Here is a 23,367-nt window from a genome sequence, read left to right as displayed (position 1 = left end):
TAGTGCATTCTTCCTAAAAGTCTATTGTAGCACTTTCTTTTTCGATTGTTCAAGATTTGGTAATTTCAATCTGGAGCTCTTTTTCTTCAATAGCAGAAATTTGGCGTACCGCAGCGGCGTTTCATACGTACGATAGAACGTCTTCTTCATATTTGCTTTCCGGAACGAATAACGTTGATCCCTGCAGTTCATCTCAATTAATTTCACTTGCCCGAACTCATCAATCCCAATATCTAGTCCCACGTCAGCCAAAAGCGGCAGCTTGGTGCTTAGGAATTTAACCATCTGAAGGGAAGACCTCTCGACCGTACGCTTCATAATCACCGGATGGAAGCCGCTCCCGCGGAACAATACCTGTGTGCGTTTCACCTTCCCGCCTTTGGCGACATTGGTGACATGGCTTCCCTTCGCAGCGACCTTCCCTACGATACCGGTAATCTGCCACCTCCCATCTCCCCCTCGTTGGACGGAGACGCGTAGATCATAGACATTCCCCTCATGTTTGGCCAATTGAATCGCTTCTTGAATCATATATTTCTGTCGGCCAACCTTCTTCTTAATCCAGGCGATTGCTCTGTCCTCATTTAACAGATACTTTTCTCTCTTCTTCCAGGTCAAGATCCATAATCCGTTCATGTCTTTCTGAATCTTGATGATGCCTTCCCCCACACTGCTGCTCGTCGGTTTAATATAGAGTGCATTATGTTTTACCATCGCTTTACGAAGTTGTGCAAGTGTGAATTTCACAGACCACGGGAGGAAACGCCGCATGCGCTTTTCCTTGTACATGAGCTGATAGATATGCAATTTATCAAACCGATTAACGCGATTAAAAATCGTACTGCGTGCAGCCAGCGTCGCCATAAGTTGCTTACTCGATTTCGAAAAAGCCATCGCGCGATTATGCGTCACACTCGGGATAGGACGTCTAACAAGATGAAATTTAGGATGTCTATAGATTAATCCGATAACAACATTGTTCCGAATTGGCCTTAGTGACATAAAGAGGGGCGTAATGCCAAGTTCTTGACCCGCTTTCTGATATAAGGCAATGCGTTCACTGCCTGTTTTCCCGCTTCGTATCCCCGCATATGTCTTCGGATCGAGGAGAACACCAACGATTGCACCCATCTACTCACCACCATCTATTAATCATATGTCACTCACAGAGTATGCATAGCCCATTCGGATTAACACGGTGGAAGCCTACGACACAGAATTAATGGCACCCCCATCACGCTTCAGAATTTTGAACAACTTGAGGGACCTCCACTGCATCCTGTACATGTTTACGGTATAGAGGCAATAGAACCAACATCCCAATGAAGAACAAACAGCCACTTATCAGATAGACCGCAGATAACGATAGCGCGCTTTTGAGAATCCCGGCTATCGACATCCCGATCACCATCATCCCCATAAAGAGCGGTGTCATGACGCCACCGACGCGGCCGATGAACGCACCTTCGGTGTTCTTAATCATCAACGTATTGATGCCGATCATTATGAACGGATAGAAAAAGCCTCCTAACACTTGACAGCTCATAGACAGCGGTACGCTAACGGAGAATCCAAGTCCAATTGTTGTGAATGTACTGATCGCTAGACCCAAAGTTAACAAGGTCTGTGGTTTTATTTTCTTCGCGATTCCCATCACGACAGCTCCACCCACGAGCATTGCTGCACCATTGGCCATCATCATCCACTTCAATTGACCCTTATCCAGTCCTAAATTCTCCATCGTGACGAAGATCAGCATCGGTTGAACTAACCCCGCGGCGAAGCCTGAGAACACAAATGCGCCACCAAGCGCTCGAAGCTCTCGTTTTCGCCATACATAATGAAGCCCATCCTTCAAATCCTGCATAAAATGGGTCTTTTGCTCCTGACATACATCTTCAGCATCCTTCGGTAACCAAGAGAGAATCCAACCTGCACCTAAGAACAGCACGGCAGTGATCGCTAGGGCCACTTCTAACCCATATTGTTGATAAATAAATGTCCCTACCATCGGTCCAATCACGACAAATACCGCCGTAAGCGTCTGGTAGATCCCCATTACCGCTTGCAGCTGCTCTTCCGGTACATGCTGCTTATAGAGCTTCATCGCGGACGGTTGCGAGAATTGCGACAAGATCGAAGAGATTAATGTCGCGAAAAACAATGCATGCCATGCCCCATACAGAATGACCAACAAGACCGTAATAATCGATAGTGCGGATAACATATCACTACCGATCATGGTCCTTCGTGGCTTGGATCGATCGGCGAAAGTGCCCCCAATGATCGCGAAAATGAAAATGGGCGCATATTCAACCACCGAGATTAGCGAAACATATAGTGGATCGTTATGCGTCATATCTGTCACATACAACAAAATTGCAAAATTCCTTACCCAGATGCCAAGGTGAATCAGCACACGGGACGAGATGATCGTCCGGACATACGGATTTTTAAACATCGAATTTCCTTCTCCCTTCAACACCACGTTTTTATTAATAGACATTTACGTTTGATGTCTATAATTACAATGGATATATTATCATTACGTTTACTTTTACGTCAAACATTATTTTATCCCGTTTATTTTTGAAGATACAAAAAAATCCCCAGAGCCTAAGCCCTGGAGATTGATCTTTATTCTTTATTTACTTCTGTATCCAATTAATTCGAATCTAGCATGCGCAGTACAATGACGGTTGCTTCTGCACGCGTTGCTCCGGCTTTTGGAACGAATTTATTACCTTCACGGCCTTTGATGATCGACTTATCCACTGCCGCTTCAACCCATCCTTTTGCCCAAGCTGGAATGACATCCTTATCCGCGAAATTCAGCTTATCGCCTGTTCCTTGCGTGAGCTTCAATCCACGTGCTGCCATCGCTGCAATTTCAGTACGTGATATTGTACTATTCGCACGGAATGTGTTGTCATCATAGCCTGTGATGATGCCCGCTTTGACCGCTTTAGCCACTTGCGGCTGTGCCCAATTCGGGATCTTGAGCAAGTCATTGAATTGGAGTGCATCGCCATCTGGCAAATTCAATGCACGTGCAAGAATGGCCGCAAATTCAGCTCGGGAGATTGGCGCATCCGGCTTGAACGTGCCGTCTGGATATCCATCGACGATGCCCTTCTCAACGGCTTCAAGGATTTGATCCTTCGCCCAATGATTCTGGATATCTGTCAGCGTGGGCGCACTTGCTTTACCCGCAACCTTGAACGAAGCCGAACTGTTAACAGTTACAGTAGCCGAGGTGAGATTATGATCGACGGTCTTCATCGCCGTCCAAGTCACTTTCGCATCGCCCTCTTTTTTAACTTTGAACGAAATGGTGCCGATATCGAAATCCCCATCCTGCCCATTGACCTTCCCAATTTTCGTATGTGCGATCGTAATCTCCGTATCTTTCTTAATTGGCGATACAGAGAACCCCTCCATTTTGGACTTCGCGGTTACGACTTCCAATTGATTCGGGTCATAAGTAAATTTAGCTTCATAGGCATACAGGTCTTTAATTCCTTTACCACTCAAGGTTAGTGAGACCGTCTCACCTACTTTGGCCTGCTTCTGATCTGCTGTTAAAGAGAACGCAGGTCCCGTAGCTGCGAATGCTGTATTCAATACAAGCGGCAGACATAAGATGCCGGCAAGTAACGTGGATAGTAATTTCGTTTTCATAGGATCGTCCCTTCGAATTTCAGTATATTTTTAGTATGGGTATATAATTCATGATTTAACGCATACCTTAAAATTCGAATCATCCCTCCCCTATCTTCTAATCTAGTAACGTTTTCAAAATTATTAACGAAATTAATGTTACTATTTGTATCTAAATTACCGCGAGCCATCACATTTTGCAAGTCTTTCGACATAACTTCTAATAATCTTATAAAATTCATCATAGAACTGTTAATGTAATGTAAAGACGCGGTTTTTACCCCTTTTTTTCGACAAATAATAATTCATAGTCTTATAGATCTAGGTCTAACGAATGAGATTATTTCGATACCCAAAAATGATCCATTATGTATCATTGTGAGTTCAAAAATAGCAGCCCTAGATTTCTCTCGGGCTGCTATGTGTTATTGAATAAGTTTTTGGGCAATAGCAGCCAAATCACTGATGTCAATGACACCATTGTTGTCAAAATCAGCCAACTGCACCTTGCTCCAGTTCGGACTTGTCTTCGTGGCACCATAGTTCGCAGCTGCAATAGCCAAGTCGCCAATCGTCACTTTGCCGTCACCATTCAAGTCGCCTGTCGCAACTGGCGGTTGCTCCTTCGACACTTGTACGGTTGCGCTTGCATTGCCGACTGTCACTTCAGTTCCAGCAGCATCCGAAATGATGGCCTTCGTGATTGCAATGTTGCTGTTCACAGCTTCTGTAACTTGCTTCGCTTTGAACGTGAGCTCGAGGACATCCTTGGTTCCTGTTACGGCATTCCCTGGCCCTTCGCTTGCAACGATGAAGCGCAGCTTGCCATCTGGTGTTGTCTTCTTATCAATGATACTAATGCCTGTAATCAGCGATTTTGCATGCAAGAATTCCATTGTTGCTGGATCGAAATCGACAGACAAATCCTGTGCATATACACCCTGCGTCACGCTGCTTAGACCGACTTGAACTTTGAACTCTTTGCCAGCGAAAGCCGAAGCCGGTGCTGCGATCGAGCCCGATGGCGCTGCCGTTGTGGAGACCGTTATTTTGCTAACGCCTTTGAATTTACCATCCTCTGTCGTCACCGTAATGTCAGCCGTCCCCAGCTTCTTCGCTGTGACGACTGCTTTTCCGTTCGTTACGGCGACGGATGCCACAGATTCATCGCTGCTCGACCATGTGACATTCTTATTCGTCGCATTGCTCGGCTCAACCGCTGCATTCAATTCAACAGTCTGACCCACCGTAAGTGTTGCATCGGCTTTATCCACCTTCACACCTGTTACTGCCGTTTGTGTGGTCTCATCGACCACACGAATCGTATCGAGTACCATGGTTCCTGTTAATTCCGTACCTGCATCTGATGTGAAGTTCTTGTTTATCGCCAGATAGATATCCTTCGCATTCGCTGTCTCGAATCTCAGATCTAATGTCCCCTTGCCTGCATCCAATTTCTGTGATGCCAAGTCCTTCACCGTTCCTCCAACGTTTCCGCGAACGGATACGGTATACATATCTTTCACTTCAGCGTTGTAGGCCATGGTAAGATGATATTTCTTTTCTGGCATGAGACGTAATGTCTGAGGTAGCGTACGCAGCACTTCACCCGTACTCTCCTCATTGGTCTTGAGCGATGTTTTGCCGTCAATGACATATGACTTGATCTGACTATCGAGCTTCTCGACAAGATGCGTCCGTACAGGGCTGTTCTTCGAATATACGAATGGACCATATCCTTCATCGATATTCTCGAAATCCTCGTAATAGAATGCGCCGCCATCATGCTCATCCGTCTTCGTCGGATTCTCCCAGACGCGAACGTCATCGAATTGGACAACCGCAGAGCCCGGGTCTACATTCAGCGCGAGTGTCGCTGTCGTACCAACCGCGTCGAAATTCACTTTCAGCCGCTCAAAATTCGTATTCAAATATTTGTGCTGCTGTGCCCAAAACTTCACGTTGGTGTTATCCAAGTAATTACTATTCTCTTGCTCGCCTTGCTTGACGCTGATGGTTGTGCGGCGTTCACCATTCACCTTCACCCAGACCGAGGCACTATATGTCTTCCCTGGCGTTAATCCTGTAAGCTCTTGCGTGACCTTTGCATCCTGAGGACCTGCGACTTGCAGCTTATCGTCCGCATTCCCATCCTTCACAATCGTAACGTGGTCGGTATTCCCGCCAGTCGAAGATTTCTGCCACTTCGTAAAGCCTTGGCTGTCAAAGCCGACATCCTTCGCAGCGCCATTGCCGCCCCAATTCATGTCTAGAGCCGCTGGTGCATCTGACTTATAGAGGACATAACCGACTCGTTGGTCCGAATTAATCGTTACTTTGCCATTTACGACGGGGACGTCCTGAACGAACTCGCGCCCTAAATCCGAAAGCTTATAAAGCTTCGCACTGCTCACTTGACCCCATGAAGTCGGTACATCCCAGGTTGTGGATCCACCTGCAGGATTCCAGTGGTAGATCTTATCTTCTTTGACCGGATCCCATGGAATGAATACCGTGCTATCTGTAATTTCGCTGCTATAAGTCATGATTGCGATATCTTTGCCATCCTTCGTTAAATGCACCTTACCATCTTGCAGACGGGCAACAGAGACATTATTCGTGAAGTCAATCCGATCATTGATCATTTTAGTAATTTGGAAATACTGCATATACTTCGTAGGCAAATTATGCTCGAAGAAGGCTTCTGTCGTCTTCTTGTAATCATAGAATGCAGGGTTATTCTGCCAGTATCCAACGCCAACTTGCTTGTTCCCCTTTAAGAGCGGATCACTTAAGAAGCCATCCATCGTGTCATTCCGTAAGAAACGCATTATCTTACTAGTGTTACCTTGATTTGGATAGCCCGGATCCGTTCCCCAATGCACCCAAGATACTTGTTCGTTGAACGGGCCTGCGAACTCCGTTCCGAGCATCCAGCCATTGTCTTTCGCGTACTTCGCTAGTTGGGCAGCATTCCAGCCAAGGCCGGAATAGACATCGACATAGAGGAAGTCCAGGTTATTTCCGGTATCGGATTTTAGCATATCCAGACGACGCTTCAGCTCTCCCGACTCGATATCCTTCGTCTTATCCACGTAATAGGCTTGATCCAGCCATCCCCATCCTCTGCTTAGAGGTTGAATCAAATTCTCCATTTTCGTTTCTTTGGCATCCAGCATGTATTCGGTCGCGTTAATGTGCACGCCGCCTTTGATGTTATACTTCTTACCTTCTTCAAGAATATAGTTAAAATCCTTCGCTCCACCCTGACGAATACCAATGTGACCGCCATAATCCGGATGAGAATCGTCATGGCCTTCCGCTTGATATCCTTTATGCAGCACAATTTGACCAAATCCATCGGTTAGATTCGAGATTTTCTTCGCGTCATCAAATGCACGCATGAATGGATTCGTATTCGTCGAGCCGAGGTTAATGGCAATGTAAGAGATGTTATCGCGTATCATATCACTGCGGTACGGCGCAGGTGCATTCGCACGATAGGCTATCGCTCCGTCTTGCCAGTTGATGATACCGTCATTGTTCGCATCCGGCGTGATAATGACTTTGGACCATGGCAGCTCTTCTGGGCCAAAGCCAGGCGCAAGACTTCCCCGATATGTCCATGCCCCGTTCCACAGCGCGGCCTTCTTAAGGCTATCTGTCCCCGTAGAGACTTTCACGCGAAGTTTATCGTCCCCATTAATGACATTGTTCACGATCGTTCCAGCAAGATAACCATTGTTCAAGAATGCGTAAGTTCGGCTTCCGCCACCATCTGCTGCATTGTCCTTCAAATTCTTATATTCTTCATTAATGGTGTTCCATTGCGAAGTGACTTGTACGGCTGTCTCATCGGCCTTTGGCTCTGTAGATACGACGGACACAAGATCATGATTCGGGAATTCGACGGTTCGAACCTTGGTCGTACCATTCTCGGCTATTCGTGTAACGCGGAAGTTAAGAATGTTATCCTTCACTTCGAGTTCAACATCCATATCCACGTTCTGATCTGGAAAGCTTAGGGTATAGGTCGCCGATTCCCCTTTCGTCGAAGTCGCTGCATGCTTCGCGTAATTCGTAGCGATTGGGTAGGAGGACACGCCATTAATTTTCACTTCATTTGCACCATTGATCTGGCCTTGTATCAGCTTGCCTGTTGCATTCCACGTATATTGCTTAACCCTAGGGAATTCTTTATCAATCTCAGTTGTTAAGATGTTGGAAGCGAGCGTGTCCGTGATCGTAATGGGTCTAGTATTTGAGCTACCGGATTCTTTCTCCACCAATTTGATATCATCAATGTTGATGGTCTTATTCGCGAACCAGCTTCGAATGCCGATCTTACCCGGAGCCATCGGAATATCCGAAAGTGTGGTATTCAGCACTTCCTGTCCATCCAGCCACAATTGAATGCTATCATCGATATATTTCACCTTGAACGTATATTGTTTATTGGCTTCAAATACAGGATTCGAGACCGTCTCGATTCCGCCGTAGGTCTCCGTGCCGTTCTTAAGGAAATCCCAGCCCCAATTATTATTATCATAATGAATAAGTGCATAGTTATTGGCATCGACATAGCGAATAAGTAGTCCAATCCGGGATGGAACATCTTTGAATTTCATCTTGATTTCATATTCCCCGTTCTTAATCGAAGGGGAATCCGTATCAACGAGAACCGTTGATCCAACAGTCTCCGCCTTCAACGTGCCATTATCCGCCGTGAGCGTAGCTGTACCTTTTGCCACCTTCCAACTGGATACATTGCCGTCATTAAAATCCTTCGTGTAGCTTGCTAACGCCACTGCTGCTGTGGCAGAAATGCTCGACGTTACGGCACTCGTCGTCCCATCGGCGAATACGAGCGTCGCTGGAACCCCCATCTGCACACTCATCAATAGAGCGATCGCTGCGCTAGTCTGTTGAATAGCTTTTTTCTTTTTCTTCATTGGTTATATAATCCCCCCATTTCAAGTCATGTTCTTACGCCCATAAGAGCGATCTTACATAGTCCGAAATTGCAAGCACAAAGACACGGCATTGTCTCATCATTCTCATGAAGCAAGCCGTGTCGGATGTCATTTCCCTATTTAATTCTTGTTCGTACCCATGATTCGCTGCGCGACCCATACCAGATCATCTAGATCCACTTTCCCGTCATGATTAACGTCAGCTCTCTTCGCGGTATTCCAGTCTGAATCCTTATCGGTCTTGCCGTAATTCGCCGCGATGATTGCGAGATCCCCGATGCTGATCTTGCCATCGTCATTCAAATCGCCTGGAATACCCGGCTCATTCACCGTTACTTGAATGGCAAGAGACGATGCCTTCGCAGTCACCTCTACGCCACCACCATCCGATACCACGGCATTTGTCACAGCAAGAGTCGTGTTCGTGCCCTGCGTTAATTCTTTAGACTTGAAAGTGATTTTCAGCATATCAGGATTTCCGGTCAATGCTTGCTCTGGATCAATACTTGCAAGGATGAAGCGCAATGTTCCATCTGGCTTGTAGACCGACTTGATCACGCTGACACCATTGATCATAGAGCTCGCATCCACATACTCCAGCACTGTCGGATCAAATTGCAGGGAAATATCTTGAGCGTATACACTTTGAGTAACGTTGCGAAGCCCTAAAGTCACATCGAAAGAATGTCCGGATACGACAGACGAAGCACCGATCAATGCCGTAGACAGTTCCTTGTTCACGGACTTCTCAATGGTAACCTTTGAAATAGCTTCAAATTTACCATCTGTCGTCGTGACTTTAATATCTACTGTCCCTTCCTTCACGGCCGTGACCTTGGCTTGCCCCGCGCCCGTCGCCGCCACTGTCGCAATTGTATTGTCGCTGCTGGACCAAGTCACCTGTTTATTCGTCGCGTTCACTGGAAGAACGGTAGCTGTCAGATCTGCCGTCTCGCCTTCCTTCAGTGTGATGGTAGCCTTATCAAACGAGACCCCCGTGACGTTGATATTCGTAACCGGTACGTTGTTGTTGTAATGGAAATCATCGAAGACCGCTGTAGTCGTTCCGAACACTCTCGCGCCCATTTTACCTGCCGTATTCGGAATACCGCTAATGACGTTGTCATAATACGTCACGCCGTTCACGATCAGCGCGACGGAATTACCTTCGAATTTCACTTTGACCGTCGCAGGAACACCCTTCGTTAACTTCGCAGCGGGATCGCTGGTCATCAGACCGTAGCTGTCTTGCGCATTGACCCAGTACCACGATGTCTTATCGAACCCTACCGAAGCCCACGAATCATTCGAATCGTATCGAAAAATAATCCCTAGACGCATGTTGTCGGACTCCGGAAGAACCTTGAATTCGACCTCACCGTCCTTCACAGCAGGTGAATGCTGATCCACGAAAATATTGTTCGTTCCATTGGAAGCCAAACGAAGCGCAAACTTGCTTGCTCCCGTAGGATCGTCCACTAATGCCATGGTTCCTACACCCTTGCCAATCACATGTTCCCAACCCTCGATAGCGTTGTCCTCGAAGTTCTCCGTGTAACGAATCGCTTCTGGAACAGTAACTGGATCATTCGGATTCGGTTGATAGACTTCGAATTCATACAGCGAATATCCATAAGTACCTACTCGCTTCGTTCCTAACATTTTCACATACCTAGCTGTCGTCGCAGGGAATCGGATAATTTCTGTTCCGCCGGCACCTGCTGTTGTCGTGTAGACATCGCTCCAGTTCTGATCATCGTCAGAGACTTGGATTTTGTAACCTTTCGCATAGGCAGCTTCCCATTTCAGGACTACTTTATCGAACGCCTTGCGCTCTCCAAGGTCGACTCGAATCCATTCATTATCCGTATACTTCGAAGCCCATCGAGAAGTGCTCGATTCGATTTCATCAAATGCGAGATTAGGCGTCAGATAGTCCACTTCAGACGATGATGCAGTGGCCGGCTGATGCGCAGCGATATTGATCGTCCATGGCGGTGATCCAGCAGCTGCTGCAATCTCTTTCGCGGAGAGTACGCGATTCACCACTTGCAGATCATCCAAAGCACCAACAAATCCATGGCCTCCACCAATCGTTGCGATCGGCAGCAGTGTTGTATCTTTCAACGTATCCTTCAATACCCCATCCAGGAACAACGATGTGCCGCTTAGATCCCCGCGAAGTGCAACATGCACCCATTTGCCAGTAGGAATGACTGCATTGAAGCTGTAATCATACCCTTCACGCGAAAATCCAATTTTGCCTGTTCCGGTTTGTTTCAATTGAATTTTACCGTAGTCGGACTGCGTAAAGGTCACTTCGGAAGCGGCACCGGTCGCTTCTGCATCCAGATTCACCCAAGCCGAGACGGTCCATGGGAATCCTTTGTCCGGAAGTCCTGTTGTAATGAACCCGCTCGCATCGTTGAACTGTACAGCCTTGCCATTCTTACCCGACTCAGCCCACGTTCCCCCCTGCATCGATCCGTCATAGCCATTGCCGGAAGTATCGTGCACGGTTTGACCGTTACCTTCTTCAAATGGATAAGATAGAACCACTTCGGTTTGTGAGGCTACACGATGCTGCAAATTCGTCCCAGGCACATCCCCAATGGATTTGCTAATTTGCTGGAATTGTGCGTAAGTCGAATCTGTCGTTTTACCGCCCCACATTTTCTGCGCCAATGCTGGAAGTGCTTCCTTAACGCGATCATGGACGTCCTCGACACTGACTTTTTTGCCTAATAGGTCATTCCATACTGCGAACATGGCCCCTTGCAGCTTCGGTTCGTTCTCGCTTAATTTGATCGAGCCGCTGAAATATGTAGGATCCCAGCTCTCATAAATCCATTTCGTATTCAAATAATCGTAATAATAGCCTGCTTTGGGTACGATATATAAGTTACCGTCGACCGTATTAATGATATTGAACCCATCGCGAATCGCATCATTCGGATTATGCCATCCGTTATTCCAGATATTGATCGTAATATCTTTGTTCACAGGCGTCGTGCCTGGGAAGAACGAGAGGCTTCCCCACATCCGAGATGTCTTGCCTTTACTCTTGAAATAGTCATCCATCGAATTCAAGAATTGTCGATAGGCTTCCACCGTCGACTTATCATTCCGATCGAATTCATCGCCGCCAAAATGGAGTTCCTTCGCATCGAACCAACCGCCATCGATATACTCTCCCCATACATCTTTGACAAACTCAACCGCCTCCGGGCGAGTAATATCCAGATGATCCACGGGAAGCGTGTCCTTAACGAGATCAGGTCGAATTTTCGTCAAGGATAGCGCATGGCTTGGTGACTCCAATTCCGGGGTAATGGTCATGCCGTGCAAATTCGCCAAATCCTGCAGTTCGCGGAATTCCTTCTTTGTGTAATGTCCATCCTTCGCCGTCAAATTCGGATACTTCGTGCTCTCCAATCGGAATGCCTCGTATTTATCCCAATGCGTACGACTATTATCTTTGAAAATCTCGTTATCATTTAAGTGAATTTGGAAGTCATTCATTTTGTAATACGACATAAACTTCACATATTCTTTGAGAAAATCCATCGGGAAATATTTGCGGCCGACATCCAGCATGAAGCCGCGCACCTTGTACTTCGGAAAATCCTTCGCATTCCCCTTAGGGATCTGAATGTGTGCTCCATCTTGTGCTAGAATTTGAAGCGCAGTCCGCGTACCGTAGAACACGCCCGTATCCGTATTCGCTCGAATGGTGACATAATCGCCGACTTCAAAGTAGTACCCCTCATCACCAATCGACTCGTCTCGCTCATTCGTCATGGTAAGGACAATATCTCCCGCCTTCGGCAGGTTGCTGACAGCGGATACATATTTGCGCCCTGTCAATTCCTTCAGATCGCTCTGGAATACGACAGCGGTTGCGCCTAACTTACGTGCGTAGCTCGTAGGCAGTACGAGACGCGAGTTCTCCGTCAGCTTGAAGCTGCCTGTTCCCCCTGTCCATTCTTGCAGGCTTGGAATAACAGTCGGCTTCAGATTCACGCTGCCTTCTGCCGCATTAGCCGTTGATAGCGGTACCAACGTGAGAATCATGCCTAACAAACATAAAATTGTTGTAAAGGTTTTGATCTTCTTCACGATTCTTGTGTTCCCTCCTTCATCATATTTGAATGTTAACGTGAAGACTGCCCCCTCAGCGCCACAACATTGCTTAACCATTCCCCTCGATTACGTCCAAAAATATCGGCATCATCATCTCCTTTTCGTTTTTTTGCCCAAATTGTTGCCTAAAAAGGGCGTAAAAAAAGCATGAGCAAAAAGAGTTGCCTCTTTAAGCTCATGCCTGATTCCAGTAACACGCTTAGATTTGAGGGGTGGTATAACCCTAAAATAGTGGATTCCTCTCCCCATAGCAATACATTCGACAAAGGTTATCAGAATAATGGATAATCCTACTTCGATGTCGATTTATACGTAATAATTGACACAATAATGCCCCATTGAGCAGGTACCTTAAAAATAAAAATTCCTTGCTCATTACGTTACGTTATGTGGTGTAATGGTAAGGAGGTGAGATGCATGGACGGAACAGACAAAATCTTTTTGATCGGCGAACTGGCCGCGGCAACCGGTGTAACCGTAAGAACCCTTCAGCACTACGACAATATCGGGCTTTTGCCGACATCCGGCCGTACTGATGGCGGGCGACGGTATTATACCAAGGAAGACATGCTCTGTTTAGAGCAAATCATGTTCTATAAATCATTAGGATTCTCCTTACAAGAAATACGTGACAAAGTGGTTAAACGTCCGCAGTTATCTCAGATCGATCAAATCCTGCACGAGCAAGAGGTTGTACTCTATAAAAAAATAGAAGACGCTCATGCAAGCATTGCTTCAATCGAGGCATTTCGGACTGCCATCGCAGCTGGAAACGACCCGTCGTGGCAGTTGATATCCGGTTTTATCCGAACCTTAAGGAACAGTAATCTGTTGGATTGGGGGCAATACACATTCAGTGACAGCCTGAAGGAAATGTTGGGTGAACATTTTGCCCAAAAAGAAGCCTTCGATTTTTATCATACATGGAGAGCAATCGCATTGAAAGCCGTGGCGCTTGCCAAGTCCGGGATGGCACCGGAAGATCCGATTGCACAAGAATTAGCCAAGGCTTGGTGGAAAATAGTACTGGAAGTAACTAAAGGGGATGATGAACGAATCCATGCTTTTGCACAAATTCAAGAAGATCGAGCTTCATGGCCTAAGGGAGACTACGATCTCATGGATGCATCTCAATCTTTTATTGATCTTTCTGTGAAATACTATTTAAAGTCCCGACCCAAGGACAGCAAAGAATACAGCTCTTTAAAGCGTAAATACGACCAAACACAATCAGAGGAGATTCCCTAATTAAATGATTACGAGCAAAAACTCATCTTTTAAACCAAGTCCCACAACACGTACTTGACCTATGCTTGACTATCTTACTGACCCTAGTCCCGCGAATGCTTTTTTACAAATACCAGTATTCTGCTGTTTACTTCTTCAGGATACTCCCCATTTATCGCATGTGAGGCATTAGGCCAGCTTTCGATATCAATATCTTTTACATATTTTTCACCTTTTTCAACTGCCTTTTTCGAATTATGCATTGTGCTGTTTTCAGCCATTAACGCAAGAATAGGAAGATCAATCTTTTTCAAATCTTCAATATTAATTTGATCAGGAGCCGGAAGCTTAAGCTTGTAGTTTCTCATTGCTGATTCTATTAACTTTGCTATCGGTTCACTTTCATCAGCCTTAGCACCTCCAGAAATATAGCTTAACATCTTTTCTCTGATAGCTTGGGGAAAAACTGGCACAGATGCCGGAATTGATAAAGCAATCATCTTTAGTGAAATGGGTGCGAATACAAAAACTGGATCTAGAAGGCTAATAGATGCTATTCTTTCGGGGTAATATCTCGCTAAATTTATGGCAGTCCAACCCCCTATTGAAACGCCAACAATATGAGCTCTATCTAAGTTTAACGCTTCAAGCACCTGAATTAACCATTCAGCTTGTACCTGCCGGTTGACAATTGCAACTGTCTGTATGCTCATTCCAGGCTCCCCGAGTAAATCAATTGCATAGATAGGCCTTTCCTTCATTAGCCCCTCCAAATTCGGCTCCCACATCGGTGTAGAAGCTGAGCGTCCAGGAAGCAATACGATAGGCTCTTTGTCCCTGTTTTTCTCTTCAGTAAAGTAATAAACACGAACTATACCATATTTCGTTTGGATATCCTTTGTTTCATTAGGCTTTGGGATAAGTGCCATTGCTTCATGATAAGCATTCTTAAACTCTGCTTCTCCCTCTTTAGAAGTAAAATGACCTAGTTTACTTTTTATCAAAATAACTCGTTCCCCCTTAGAATCAACACCCTTAAGAATATGTACCTGCTTGCTGTACAAGTTTCTTCCAGCTCATTAATCGCATCTTTAGTTATGATTTAATCATATTACGCAACGTAATGAGCAATAGTTATCTTCAATGGTCGATCATTTTGTTTGAATTTAAGATTGAATCCAATTTAGGCTTGTGGTATGTTCTTCCATAATCTATATTTTCATATTAGAGGAGGATCGCTATGACCGTAGAACAGCGTCTCGCAGCATTAGGATTTACCCTGCCTGAAGCCAGCCAGCCCGCAGCAAAGTACTCGAATCTCGTGAATATCAATGGACTCGTATTTCTATCCGGCAAAGGACCATCCGGTCAACCGAAGGGAAAACTCGGCATCGATTTCTCGACGGAGGAAGGGTATCGCTTTGCAAGGCAAGTTGGGCTTGAGGTACTGTCGGTACTCAAGGCCGAGCTCGGATCGCTCGAGCGAGTGAAGCGTGTCGTCAAAGTCCAAGGCTTCGTCAATGCATCCTCTGATTTTGAAGAGCACCATAAAGTACTCAATGGGTTCTCTGAGCTGATGATCGACGTTTTCGGTAATGAAGGGCTGCATGCGCGATCCGTGTTCGGCGCTGTCTCCGTGAGAGACAACCTGCCGATCATCGTCGATTCGATTTTCCAAGTTGATTCGAACATCTAAGACGACAAAAGAGGCTGGAGTCCTATGACTCGAGCCTCTTCACTTCCCCATCGACAAAATGTCGGATGCCTTTATCTTGGGCAAACTTGGCATGGTTGTATTGCTTGGACTGATTCTTCGGAACAGAGAGACTGTTCCATGCGCCATCCTTGAGCGCTTTGGCCGCATAGATGATCTGGCCGACATGGTACGGATAATGCGCAAGCTGGCGATTGATCGCATCCATCACGGTATGCCCTTCGTTCCGGATATAGATGATGTCCATCAATTGATTCGGTTCGATCGATTCAAGCGCATCGAACAGACAAGTCCAGCCTTCGTTCCATTGCTTCATTACTTCTGTCGGATCTTGCTGATCAACCTCGAATTCTGCATCACGGTCCCGCCATTCCTTCTCCCCATCCATCGTACGAAAGTCCGTCCATCGCGAGCGCATATTGCCCCACAGATGCTTTACGACCGATGCTATCGTATTTGAATCGTCATTAGGAGCGAAGAATAACTGTTCCGGTGTTACCTGCTCCATTGCCTTCTCACCAAGCATTTTATAATAGCGGAACTGCTTCTTCACACTATCCAAATAGACTTGATTCATCTCCATCGATCCTACGCTCCTATCCTGCATCCATTTCATAGAATACGAGTCGGTTCCCGAAAGGATCCGCCACCGTCATCTCGACGTTATCCCAAGGGGTGCGTTCAAGGCCTGGCCGTGCAAATTTGTATGTCTTCGCCAGCAGCTTCTTATGATAATCTTCCAGCCCAGACACACCGATTCGTATCGTCGAACCTGGCGTTGCATCGCCATGATGCTCTGACAGATGAATTGTAATACCAGACATCGTAACGGACATATATAACGGAAACCCATCCTCAAAACGATGCTCAAAATCGACCCCAAATTCTAAAAATTCCAGATAGAATTCCCTCGCCTTCTGTTCATCGAATATGCGAAGAATTGGGGTCATGCTATGACATATCATGCACTGCCCCTCCCGACCATGAACTCAATTACCGGATAAGAGATCATGTGCCGATCACGGGTTGTCATTGCAATAATATCTGGCAAACTCACAATGCCATTCTGCAGCATAACTGTTTTGAATCCACGTTCAATCGCGCCATTATAGGTGAATAACACGCATTGCTCCGCAGCGAACCCTGCCACGATAACCATGCCAACACCCTGAGCCCGTAGAATTTGCTCCAGCTCTGTCTGCCAGAATGCATTTGAGTGAACCTTCTTCACTTGAAGATCATGCACATCGACGTGAATCTCGGGGATGAAATCGAGCAGCGCTGCGTTATCATCCGTTGAATCTTCAACGTCCTGGATATGTACGACACAATGACCATGCGTGCGAAGCTGATCCGCAACATGATTCACGTATTCGCATGCTCTAGCAACACCAAACTTCTCCATGTTATTCTCTAAAAATAGACGCTGCATATCCACGATAAGCAAAGCAATTTTCTCCATATATTACACTCCTTTTGTTGTATCTATTGATTGTGTTACTTGCCTACATAACCGCCTGGTTAAGACGAGACCTATCCATCCACCCACCGTATTCAACATGATGTCATCGACATCGAATCGGCCTACATAAGTCAACATCTGTGCACATTCGACGACAAAGATGAGGACCACCACGAACATTACGAATTTTGCGACCCGCATAAACTTCTGATTCAAAAGTGGAATGAAAATCCCTAACGGAATAAATAAGATGATATTCCCGAACAGATTTTTCACCCATGTCTCAGTGCTAAAGTGGTCTCGATGGATCACAAGTTGTTCAATCGTAGCAAATGGGATGAGATTGTAGTGATACATATCCAAAGCATGCCTTGCCCGAAAGAACAGCAAGTTCAACAACACCAAGCAATAACCTACTAACGCGACGAGTAAGATAGCAGTTACGACATTATTCCTATAATATCTATGCTTAAACATTTCAATGATGTGTCTCCTATTCCATGCAAGTTCAACCACAACCATTGTACCATAATCATCCATTTCTCTTCACGTTAAAATAGACGAAGAGTTCCGTGCATCCACGAATTTTTCAGCCACTTCTGCGTAGGCTACCTAATCTTTTGCGTACGAATCATGGCGATCCGAATTCCGTAATAGATTGCGCTAAGACCTATACATCCGAGCAGCCAGTACACCGAACTCGATTCATTGCTTGTCCCGAACGATATTTTCTCATCTAACGTTTCAACGGTTGTGTAAGTATCAATCACATCGGGTTTATAGTTCAATGTCAGAAGCATCCCATTCAGGACTTGCCATCCGTAATAACCTAGAATCAGCAGAATACCTACAATGAGTGATTCTACAAAGACTCTTTTGTTCATTCCATCCCTCTCCTTTCCAGGCGTTGTCCATCGCTCCATGTATAATTTCCTTCCATCATTGTCATCTTAAGGATGAATCTGTTCTGCATTCTATACATGACAAGGAGCGTTAACAACCGTGACTACATCCAACGAAAATTCCAAGAGCACGAAAATTTTGCAAGATGCCGTGGATAGCTCCGTACAGCATTATCAAGCCGTAGAGGACTTCTTAGACGAGCATGCTGACGAGATGACTCCGGAGAACGCTAGACGTGTCCGCGAGAAGAACATCCACTTGAAACACAGCATTCAAGGCCTTCAAGCGGAGATTAAGAACGAAACAACGCCTTAAAGCTATAGCACCCTGACCCGAACCAAAGCCGCAGGTACTATTGCCTCGGCTTTTTCTTGTTCACCCTGCGTACTTGCAATAGCGCAGCCCATAGATAACCCAGCATGACCGCTATCTTCAACCCAAGACTATAGGTAAATACATTGATAAATGCCGTATTCGTATACTGATTGACGACTCCCCATCCATATATTGCGGAATAAGGATCTTCTGGCCATCCTCCTAAGCTATTAAAGATCATATCCGCATAGGTACGCGCTCCAACCGCGAATATCACACTAAAGACGATTAAGACGATGAACATTCCTATACTATCTAAGCCATCTCGGAATCTATCTCTGAAAATCACCCCAGAGATCACCGTGATTATCCCGAATAACATCACATACAAAGGAACCAGAATGAATACAAAAATAAGTGCTGGGTTTCCATTCCCCGACATATGCGACTTTGGGGTCATTCGAAATGTAAATAAATCAACAGCACCTAACAAGATGACCGTGAGAAAAATCAATGTGAGTAGTATCGCGCTGGCAACATAATGCTCTTTGATATATGCAGTCATTCGTTCCATTACAATCTTTTCACCCTCAACTCTCTCGTTTCTTACGCCATTCTTCCTCAATCAATCGCTTCAACTGTTCATTTCGGTATGTAAGAAATTTGGTCATATAGCTTTTAAGGATGTATCGATCAGCCCACCGACCCATAGCACCGAATGGTGCAGCGAACTTAAGTTCATCCCGCATAATCGTCAGTTCCTCACGCTCCAAGAAAACGTGCTTATGACGCATGAAATGAAAGGCACCAGATACCATTTCATCAACAAAATACCGCGGCCGCTCATATTCCACAACACAGGAAGTCAATCGCTGCCTAATCCCAAAGTGCGTTGCTTCAAATGTAACTTGGTCACCACACTCTACCTTTCCTCGTACCTTCCCCTTCACGAGACGTTCCTTCGTACGAGGCCAGACCGTTCGAGGGTGCAGATCCATATCCCGAGCCATATCAAAACATAATGCTACAGGTGCATAAATTACTATCTCCGTTCGGATCGTTACCATGAACTCCCCCTCCCTGCACGCACCAGCTTTTGAATCCCTCGCAATCGAAATCAAGGTCGTTCTCTGTATGCAAGATCCCTTAGAAGTTCATTCTGCTCTTTCATCAATAATTGCATCTCTCGCATCTGCATCATCCTAACCAACACCTTTCCTTCTATCCACTCTATGCCGGTCTAACCTGTCTACATGTTTCTTTTCACTGCTGTTGTTCTTCCACCTCAGTCGCTAAGATCGAGAACAGGTAGGAGTCGTGATATTGCCCTTTATGATACATATGCTCCCGCAAATGCCCTTCTTGCTGCATCCCTAGTCGACGCATCACATTCGCAGAAGAGGAATTCCCAGGACGGCAGGTCGCATAGATCCGATGAACTCCTTTCTCCTTGAACCCGAACGTTACGAGCGCTTGCGCTGCTTCTGTCGCAGCATTACAACCTTCAATATGAATGCCGCATCCGCCAATCAATTGATTCGTGTCTCGCAGCACAACAGCCAGCTCAAATCCGGTACGCACCTGCTGCTCTTGCATGCTAATCACATGTTCCATGTAAGCCTTCGTCTCATCGATCGAATTCGGTCCCCAGATCATGAAGGCCGTCACACCTGGATTTGATGCATACCGATGCACCTGTTCCCAGTCTTCACGTACAAAATCACGTAGGATTAATCTTTCTGTTTCAATCTGCATGACATACGCCTCTTTCTATTGGATTTACTCTGTCTGGATCGTCTTGGTGTACGTCGAGATATCTTCATCCATCTCAACGACATCAATGATTTGATTCTTCGTTGATAAAGCCGTAATCTCAAACTGTTTGCCTTGTCCTTGTACCTCATCCAGCAGTAAAAACCAGATGCGATAAGGATCACGTCCATTCGATAAGATTGCCGTTCTGAAGTTATCCCCGGTCTGTTTACTAAGTACGCTGATGTATGCTACGTCCGGATTCGTAATCACACCGAATAGCATAGGATAAGGCATATACAGCGCCATCCCCCTTATGCTCGGAAAATATTGCGAAGAAAAATCCACATGCTCGTACTTCCCTGCCTGCTGCTTAAAAACAGGGATCGTGTGTCCTCCACCATATCCCCATTTCCATCCATTCCAAGACTCTTTAACAAAGTCAGCATTGATCGAAGAGCCCCGGCTATAGAATATCAGTCTCCCTTTCGGAACATCGATCTCCTCGTAAATCTGACCTGTACCAATCCTATGAGCGATCGCTTCATGTGGTGAAGCTGTGGACTCATCCTGGAGATAAATAAATACCCCGGCGCCTACGAAAATAACAAATAAAATGATCCAAAATTTCTTCATCTTGCCACCCCTACACATGCTGTCACCTTTTACGTAATACAACCACGGTAGCCTGATAAGGAATATGAAGTAATGCTGCATGTCCCTTCAATCTTCCCATCAAATCCGCCGTCACGAGCTGCAGTACGCCGAATGTTAACTGTGCGATGTCCGAATCCGATCGGAAGATGGAATTGATGATGATCAATATCCCTTCTTCCGTTAGATGTTTGTCAATATTCTGAAGTGTCTTCGTTCGGTCGAACCAATGCCAAGCACGTGCCGCAATCATGATCGGAACCCGATGATCCACTTCAAATGACTCCGCCGCCGCACAGATGTATCGTACCGAGCCTGCTGAGGTGCCAAGTACCGATCGTTCCGCTTGCTCGATCATCTGTGGCGATGGTTCGATCCCAATGACGTGTGCACCTAACATGGCTAAATCGCGACTAATGATGCCCGTCCCTGCTCCCAGTTCAATAATCTGGTTCCCCGCGAAACAGACACCTTGGTCAATGAGCTGATTGAACAAGACCTGTGGGAGCGCATCCCGATATTTTGCATAATCATCTGACACATTGCCAAATTCACTTGTCATAGACATCACCTCCATTCGATCACATGCGAACAACAGCCTAGCGTTGAAAATTTTGTTATATTATACCATCTATTCCTTCCGAGTGGTTTCTTTTTAACACATAAAAAAAGAGCGACTTTTGTCGCTCTTGTAGGAATCCTTGATCTATTTCTTACGCGGCATAACTATACCACGATAGAGTTGTACGGTAATGAAATAGTATACCGCATAGATCACAAGGAATATCAGAATCGGCAGCCAAACTCGGAAGTAAGGGTGCACAAGGATAAAGGAGAACATCTCCATCCCGATGAGCACATGGATAATTCCGATGATTGCCGGGAATAGGAACACATAGAATAGCTCTTTGTACATCGATTTCATCAACAACTCACGACGAACCCCAATTTTACGGAGCATTTCATAACGATGGATATCTTTCGATGCACCAGTAAGTATCTTGAACATGAGACAGCTAGCCATCATCGCGAGGAACGCAATCCCTAAGAAAAAGCCCATGTATACGGTACCTGCCGAGAAAGCTCTGAAGCTCGTATAATTACTATATTTGGTGTTGATATATTGATCTGAAGCAAGCTTGAGTTTGCTCTTCTGCATCGAATCGATCTGCTTCCAAGTGGACAAATGAGCATCGTACTGATCCGATTTGCCGAGAAGCGCTACGCCCTCTTTCCCCTGAATACCATCATACATTTGCTGATCAGCAATAATAACTCTTTCACCTTTATAGACATAATACGGTTGGATCATCTCCATCGCCTCGTACCAATCATTTGGCATCTGAGGACTATGCTTGTCATTCTTCTCACCACGAATTTCAGCTCCTGTCGGGAGCTCTGCAGCCGGAACCTTCGTTTTGCCGAAATCCTCTTTACTGGCCCTTATCATGATACGTGGCGGGTGATTCATCAAATCATCTTTCAGATAATAAATCCCTTTGTCACTCACTTTATACCGGTATTCCTTCTGTTCGGTGAATGGAATGCTGGCGAGCAATTCCTTCTCCGCCTTCGTCGGATTATGAAGCGTTACATCATAATATTCAGCGCCGTCGACCATAATCATAATGTTATTCTTGAACGACATTCCCGCGGTAATCGAACCGGCAGATAATGCAATCAGCATGGTTACTGTTGCCAATACTTTCGTGAGGGAATTGATACGGAAGTTGAGCTGAGCATAGGTAAATGCATTTAGCCCTTTCTCCGTACGGTTCTTATTCCGTTTCATCGCAAGAATGATGAGCGGCAGGAAGGTCATGAAGAGCAAATACGTCCCTGATGTGATCGTAATTAGCGCGATAATAACACCTAATTGTTGTAGGTAAGTCATGAAAATCATGGAAGCATAACCGATGAGCAATAGAATGATCGATATAATAGCTGCAAAGATCGTCTTCTTCCCACGCTTCGCAATTTTGTCCGTCTGGACATCCGCATGAACTAGCTGCAATACGGTAACACGCAGCATTTTGATCGTATTCATGATCGCTGAGATCAGGAATAGCGCAGTGAAGAAAATAGCTGTTACGATCAAGGATGGAAGATAAAGTGCATGGTATCCGTCGGAATTAAATTCTAGTTCTTTCATAAGCATTGACCCGATGACTTGTGCTAGACCGACTCCCACAGCAATACCAATGACGAGTGAAATTAGACCAATGACAACCGTCTCCATGAACATGAGCCGTGTAATTTTGTTCTTTCTAGCCCCGAGGGTCATATACATCCCGAATTCTTTCTGCCTTAGAGAGAGTAAGAATGAATTCGCATAGAGAATATAGAAGAACGTTACGATCGAGAGCAGCACCGAACCGGCGTAGAAGACGAATTGGATCGGCCCAATCATCGCGTTTGCTTCAATAAATGCTTTATTCATTGCGAGCGTCTGGAACATATAAAAGATGGAGATAGACATCACAAGACCCGCAAGCAGAACGATATAATCTTTATACTTGCTGCGCAGTCCTGACATCGATAATTTGAATAACATGACTGAATAA

General features: G+C 45.6%; 20 protein-coding genes. 3 read left to right on the top strand and 17 right to left on the bottom strand.

Annotation, left to right across the window (positions count from 1 at the left end; all coding sequences use genetic code 11):
* Positions 1-21 precede the first annotated feature (21 nt).
* The 5 genes from AC3WU2_RS14955 to AC3WU2_RS14935 all read right to left on the bottom strand — a co-directional run bounded on the left by AC3WU2_RS14955 (position 22) and on the right by AC3WU2_RS14935 (position 12,752).
* Positions 22-1,131, bottom strand: coding sequence for a YheC/YheD family protein (locus tag AC3WU2_RS14955; protein WP_492455415.1), 1,110 nt, complete (start codon positions 1,129-1,131; stop codon positions 22-24).
* A gap of 103 nt (positions 1,132-1,234) precedes the next feature.
* A complete protein-coding gene (locus tag AC3WU2_RS14950; protein ID WP_492455413.1) occupies positions 1,235-2,461 on the bottom strand; it encodes an MFS transporter in 1,227 nt (408 codons plus the stop codon).
* A 203-nt stretch (positions 2,462-2,664) separates the two neighbouring features.
* Positions 2,665-3,681, bottom strand: coding sequence for an S-layer homology domain-containing protein (locus AC3WU2_RS14945; RefSeq protein ID WP_492455411.1), 1,017 nt, complete (start codon positions 3,679-3,681; stop codon positions 2,665-2,667).
* Between the two features lie 404 nt (positions 3,682-4,085).
* Positions 4,086-8,612 (bottom strand): endo-alpha-N-acetylgalactosaminidase family protein, encoded by a 4,527-nt coding sequence (locus AC3WU2_RS14940; protein ID WP_492455409.1) that lies wholly within the window; start codon positions 8,610-8,612, stop codon positions 4,086-4,088.
* Positions 8,613-8,753: 141 nt separating this feature from the next.
* Positions 8,754-12,752, bottom strand: coding sequence for a family 20 glycosylhydrolase (locus AC3WU2_RS14935; protein ID WP_492455407.1), 3,999 nt, complete (start codon positions 12,750-12,752; stop codon positions 8,754-8,756).
* Between the two features lie 441 nt (positions 12,753-13,193).
* Between AC3WU2_RS14935 and AC3WU2_RS14930 the strand changes: the two genes are divergently transcribed.
* Positions 13,194-14,024 carry a MerR family transcriptional regulator gene (locus AC3WU2_RS14930; RefSeq protein WP_492455405.1) on the top strand — a complete coding sequence of 277 codons (831 nt, stop codon included), beginning with the start codon at positions 13,194-13,196 and terminating at the stop codon, positions 14,022-14,024.
* An 83-nt stretch (positions 14,025-14,107) separates the two neighbouring features.
* Here the strand turns inward: AC3WU2_RS14930 and AC3WU2_RS14925 are convergent, their stop codons facing one another.
* Positions 14,108-15,007, bottom strand: a complete 900-nt coding sequence (locus tag AC3WU2_RS14925; RefSeq protein ID WP_492455403.1) for an alpha/beta fold hydrolase — start codon at positions 15,005-15,007, stop codon at positions 14,108-14,110.
* A 236-nt stretch (positions 15,008-15,243) separates the two neighbouring features.
* On the opposite strand from AC3WU2_RS14925, the gene AC3WU2_RS14920 reads away from it, so the two are divergent.
* Entirely contained in the window at positions 15,244-15,699 is a 456-nt protein-coding gene (locus tag AC3WU2_RS14920) for a RidA family protein (RefSeq protein WP_492455401.1), read from the top strand.
* A 22-nt stretch (positions 15,700-15,721) separates the two neighbouring features.
* On the opposite strand, the gene AC3WU2_RS14915 is transcribed toward AC3WU2_RS14920, so the two are convergent.
* The 5 genes from AC3WU2_RS14915 to AC3WU2_RS14895 all read right to left on the bottom strand — a co-directional run bounded on the left by AC3WU2_RS14915 (position 15,722) and on the right by AC3WU2_RS14895 (position 18,063).
* The gene (locus AC3WU2_RS14915; protein ID WP_492455399.1) at positions 15,722-16,300 is read right to left on the bottom strand and encodes a DUF1572 family protein; all 579 of its coding nucleotides are present in this window, start codon (positions 16,298-16,300) and stop codon (positions 15,722-15,724) included.
* A gap of 13 nt (positions 16,301-16,313) precedes the next feature.
* A complete protein-coding gene (locus tag AC3WU2_RS14910; RefSeq protein WP_492455397.1) occupies positions 16,314-16,682 on the bottom strand; it encodes a glyoxalase superfamily protein in 369 nt (122 codons plus the stop codon).
* Positions 16,679-17,179, bottom strand: a complete 501-nt coding sequence (locus AC3WU2_RS14905) for a cysteine hydrolase family protein (RefSeq protein WP_492455395.1) — start codon at positions 17,177-17,179, stop codon at positions 16,679-16,681. The genes AC3WU2_RS14910 and AC3WU2_RS14905 overlap by 4 nt, the downstream gene beginning before the upstream one ends.
* Positions 17,180-17,182: 3 nt before the next feature.
* The gene (locus AC3WU2_RS14900) at positions 17,183-17,656 is read right to left on the bottom strand and encodes a VanZ family protein (protein WP_492455393.1); all 474 of its coding nucleotides are present in this window, start codon (positions 17,654-17,656) and stop codon (positions 17,183-17,185) included.
* A 131-nt stretch (positions 17,657-17,787) separates the two neighbouring features.
* Positions 17,788-18,063, bottom strand: coding sequence for a hypothetical protein (locus AC3WU2_RS14895; RefSeq protein WP_492455391.1), 276 nt, complete (start codon positions 18,061-18,063; stop codon positions 17,788-17,790).
* Positions 18,064-18,181: 118 nt separating this feature from the next.
* Here AC3WU2_RS14895 and AC3WU2_RS14890 point away from each other — a divergent pair, with 118 nt between their 5' ends.
* Positions 18,182-18,397, top strand: a complete 216-nt coding sequence (locus tag AC3WU2_RS14890; RefSeq protein WP_492455389.1) for a hypothetical protein — start codon at positions 18,182-18,184, stop codon at positions 18,395-18,397.
* Positions 18,398-18,434: 37 nt separating this feature from the next.
* On the opposite strand, the gene AC3WU2_RS14885 is transcribed toward AC3WU2_RS14890, so the two are convergent.
* The 6 genes from AC3WU2_RS14885 to AC3WU2_RS14860 form a co-directional block, all read right to left on the bottom strand.
* Positions 18,435-18,971 (bottom strand): hypothetical protein, encoded by a 537-nt coding sequence (locus AC3WU2_RS14885; protein WP_492455387.1) that lies wholly within the window; start codon positions 18,969-18,971, stop codon positions 18,435-18,437.
* Positions 18,972-18,987: 16 nt separating this feature from the next.
* Complete coding sequence (locus AC3WU2_RS14880; RefSeq protein ID WP_492455385.1) at positions 18,988-19,464, bottom strand: SRPBCC family protein; 477 nt, start codon at positions 19,462-19,464, stop codon at positions 18,988-18,990.
* Positions 19,465-19,660: 196 nt separating this feature from the next.
* A complete protein-coding gene (locus AC3WU2_RS14875) occupies positions 19,661-20,152 on the bottom strand; it encodes a GNAT family N-acetyltransferase (RefSeq protein WP_492455383.1) in 492 nt (163 codons plus the stop codon).
* A 24-nt stretch (positions 20,153-20,176) separates the two neighbouring features.
* On the bottom strand, positions 20,177-20,785 hold the full coding sequence (locus AC3WU2_RS14870; RefSeq protein WP_492455381.1) for a hypothetical protein: 609 nt from the start codon (positions 20,783-20,785) through the stop codon (positions 20,177-20,179).
* A gap of 22 nt (positions 20,786-20,807) precedes the next feature.
* Complete coding sequence (locus tag AC3WU2_RS14865; RefSeq protein ID WP_492455379.1) at positions 20,808-21,365, bottom strand: class I SAM-dependent methyltransferase; 558 nt, start codon at positions 21,363-21,365, stop codon at positions 20,808-20,810.
* 144 nt (positions 21,366-21,509) lie between these two features.
* The gene (locus AC3WU2_RS14860; protein ID WP_492455377.1) at positions 21,510-23,357 is read right to left on the bottom strand and encodes an FtsX-like permease family protein; all 1,848 of its coding nucleotides are present in this window, start codon (positions 23,355-23,357) and stop codon (positions 21,510-21,512) included.
* Positions 23,358-23,367 lie beyond the last annotated feature (10 nt).

It is taken from the genome of Paenibacillus sp. EB106-05-06-XG162 (assembly GCF_058791655.1).
Note: the sequence above shows the minus strand (reverse complement) of the source record. Positions and strands in the feature narration are given on the sequence as shown.

Bases quoted from the DNA above. Each gene is read 5' to 3' on its own strand.
- AC3WU2_RS14955 (WP_492455415.1), bottom strand. From the start codon at position 1,131: ATGGGTGCAATCGTTGGTGTTCTCCTCGATCCGAAGACATATGCGGGG.
- AC3WU2_RS14950 (WP_492455413.1), bottom strand. From the start codon at position 2,461: ATGTTTAAAAATCCGTATGTCCGGACGATCATCTCGTCCCGTGTGCTG.
- AC3WU2_RS14945 (WP_492455411.1), bottom strand. From the start codon at position 3,681: ATGAAAACGAAATTACTATCCACGTTACTTGCCGGCATCTTATGTCTG.
- AC3WU2_RS14940 (WP_492455409.1), bottom strand. From the start codon at position 8,612: ATGAAGAAAAAGAAAAAAGCTATTCAACAGACTAGCGCAGCGATCGCT.
- AC3WU2_RS14930 (WP_492455405.1), top strand. From the start codon at position 13,194: ATGGACGGAACAGACAAAATCTTTTTGATCGGCGAACTGGCCGCGGCA.
- AC3WU2_RS14920 (WP_492455401.1), top strand. From the start codon at position 15,244: ATGACCGTAGAACAGCGTCTCGCAGCATTAGGATTTACCCTGCCTGAA.
- AC3WU2_RS14915 (WP_492455399.1), bottom strand. From the start codon at position 16,300: ATGGAGATGAATCAAGTCTATTTGGATAGTGTGAAGAAGCAGTTCCGC.
- AC3WU2_RS14910 (WP_492455397.1), bottom strand. From the start codon at position 16,682: ATGATATGTCATAGCATGACCCCAATTCTTCGCATATTCGATGAACAG.
- AC3WU2_RS14905 (WP_492455395.1), bottom strand. From the start codon at position 17,179: ATGGAGAAAATTGCTTTGCTTATCGTGGATATGCAGCGTCTATTTTTA.
- AC3WU2_RS14900 (WP_492455393.1), bottom strand. From the start codon at position 17,656: ATGTTTAAGCATAGATATTATAGGAATAATGTCGTAACTGCTATCTTA.
- AC3WU2_RS14895 (WP_492455391.1), bottom strand. From the start codon at position 18,063: ATGAACAAAAGAGTCTTTGTAGAATCACTCATTGTAGGTATTCTGCTG.
- AC3WU2_RS14885 (WP_492455387.1), bottom strand. From the start codon at position 18,971: ATGGAACGAATGACTGCATATATCAAAGAGCATTATGTTGCCAGCGCG.
- AC3WU2_RS14880 (WP_492455385.1), bottom strand. From the start codon at position 19,464: ATGGTAACGATCCGAACGGAGATAGTAATTTATGCACCTGTAGCATTA.
- AC3WU2_RS14875 (WP_492455383.1), bottom strand. From the start codon at position 20,152: ATGCAGATTGAAACAGAAAGATTAATCCTACGTGATTTTGTACGTGAA.
- AC3WU2_RS14870 (WP_492455381.1), bottom strand. From the start codon at position 20,785: ATGAAGAAATTTTGGATCATTTTATTTGTTATTTTCGTAGGCGCCGGG.
- AC3WU2_RS14865 (WP_492455379.1), bottom strand. From the start codon at position 21,365: ATGACAAGTGAATTTGGCAATGTGTCAGATGATTATGCAAAATATCGG.
- AC3WU2_RS14860 (WP_492455377.1), bottom strand. From the start codon at position 23,357: ATGTTATTCAAATTATCGATGTCAGGACTGCGCAGCAAGTATAAAGAT.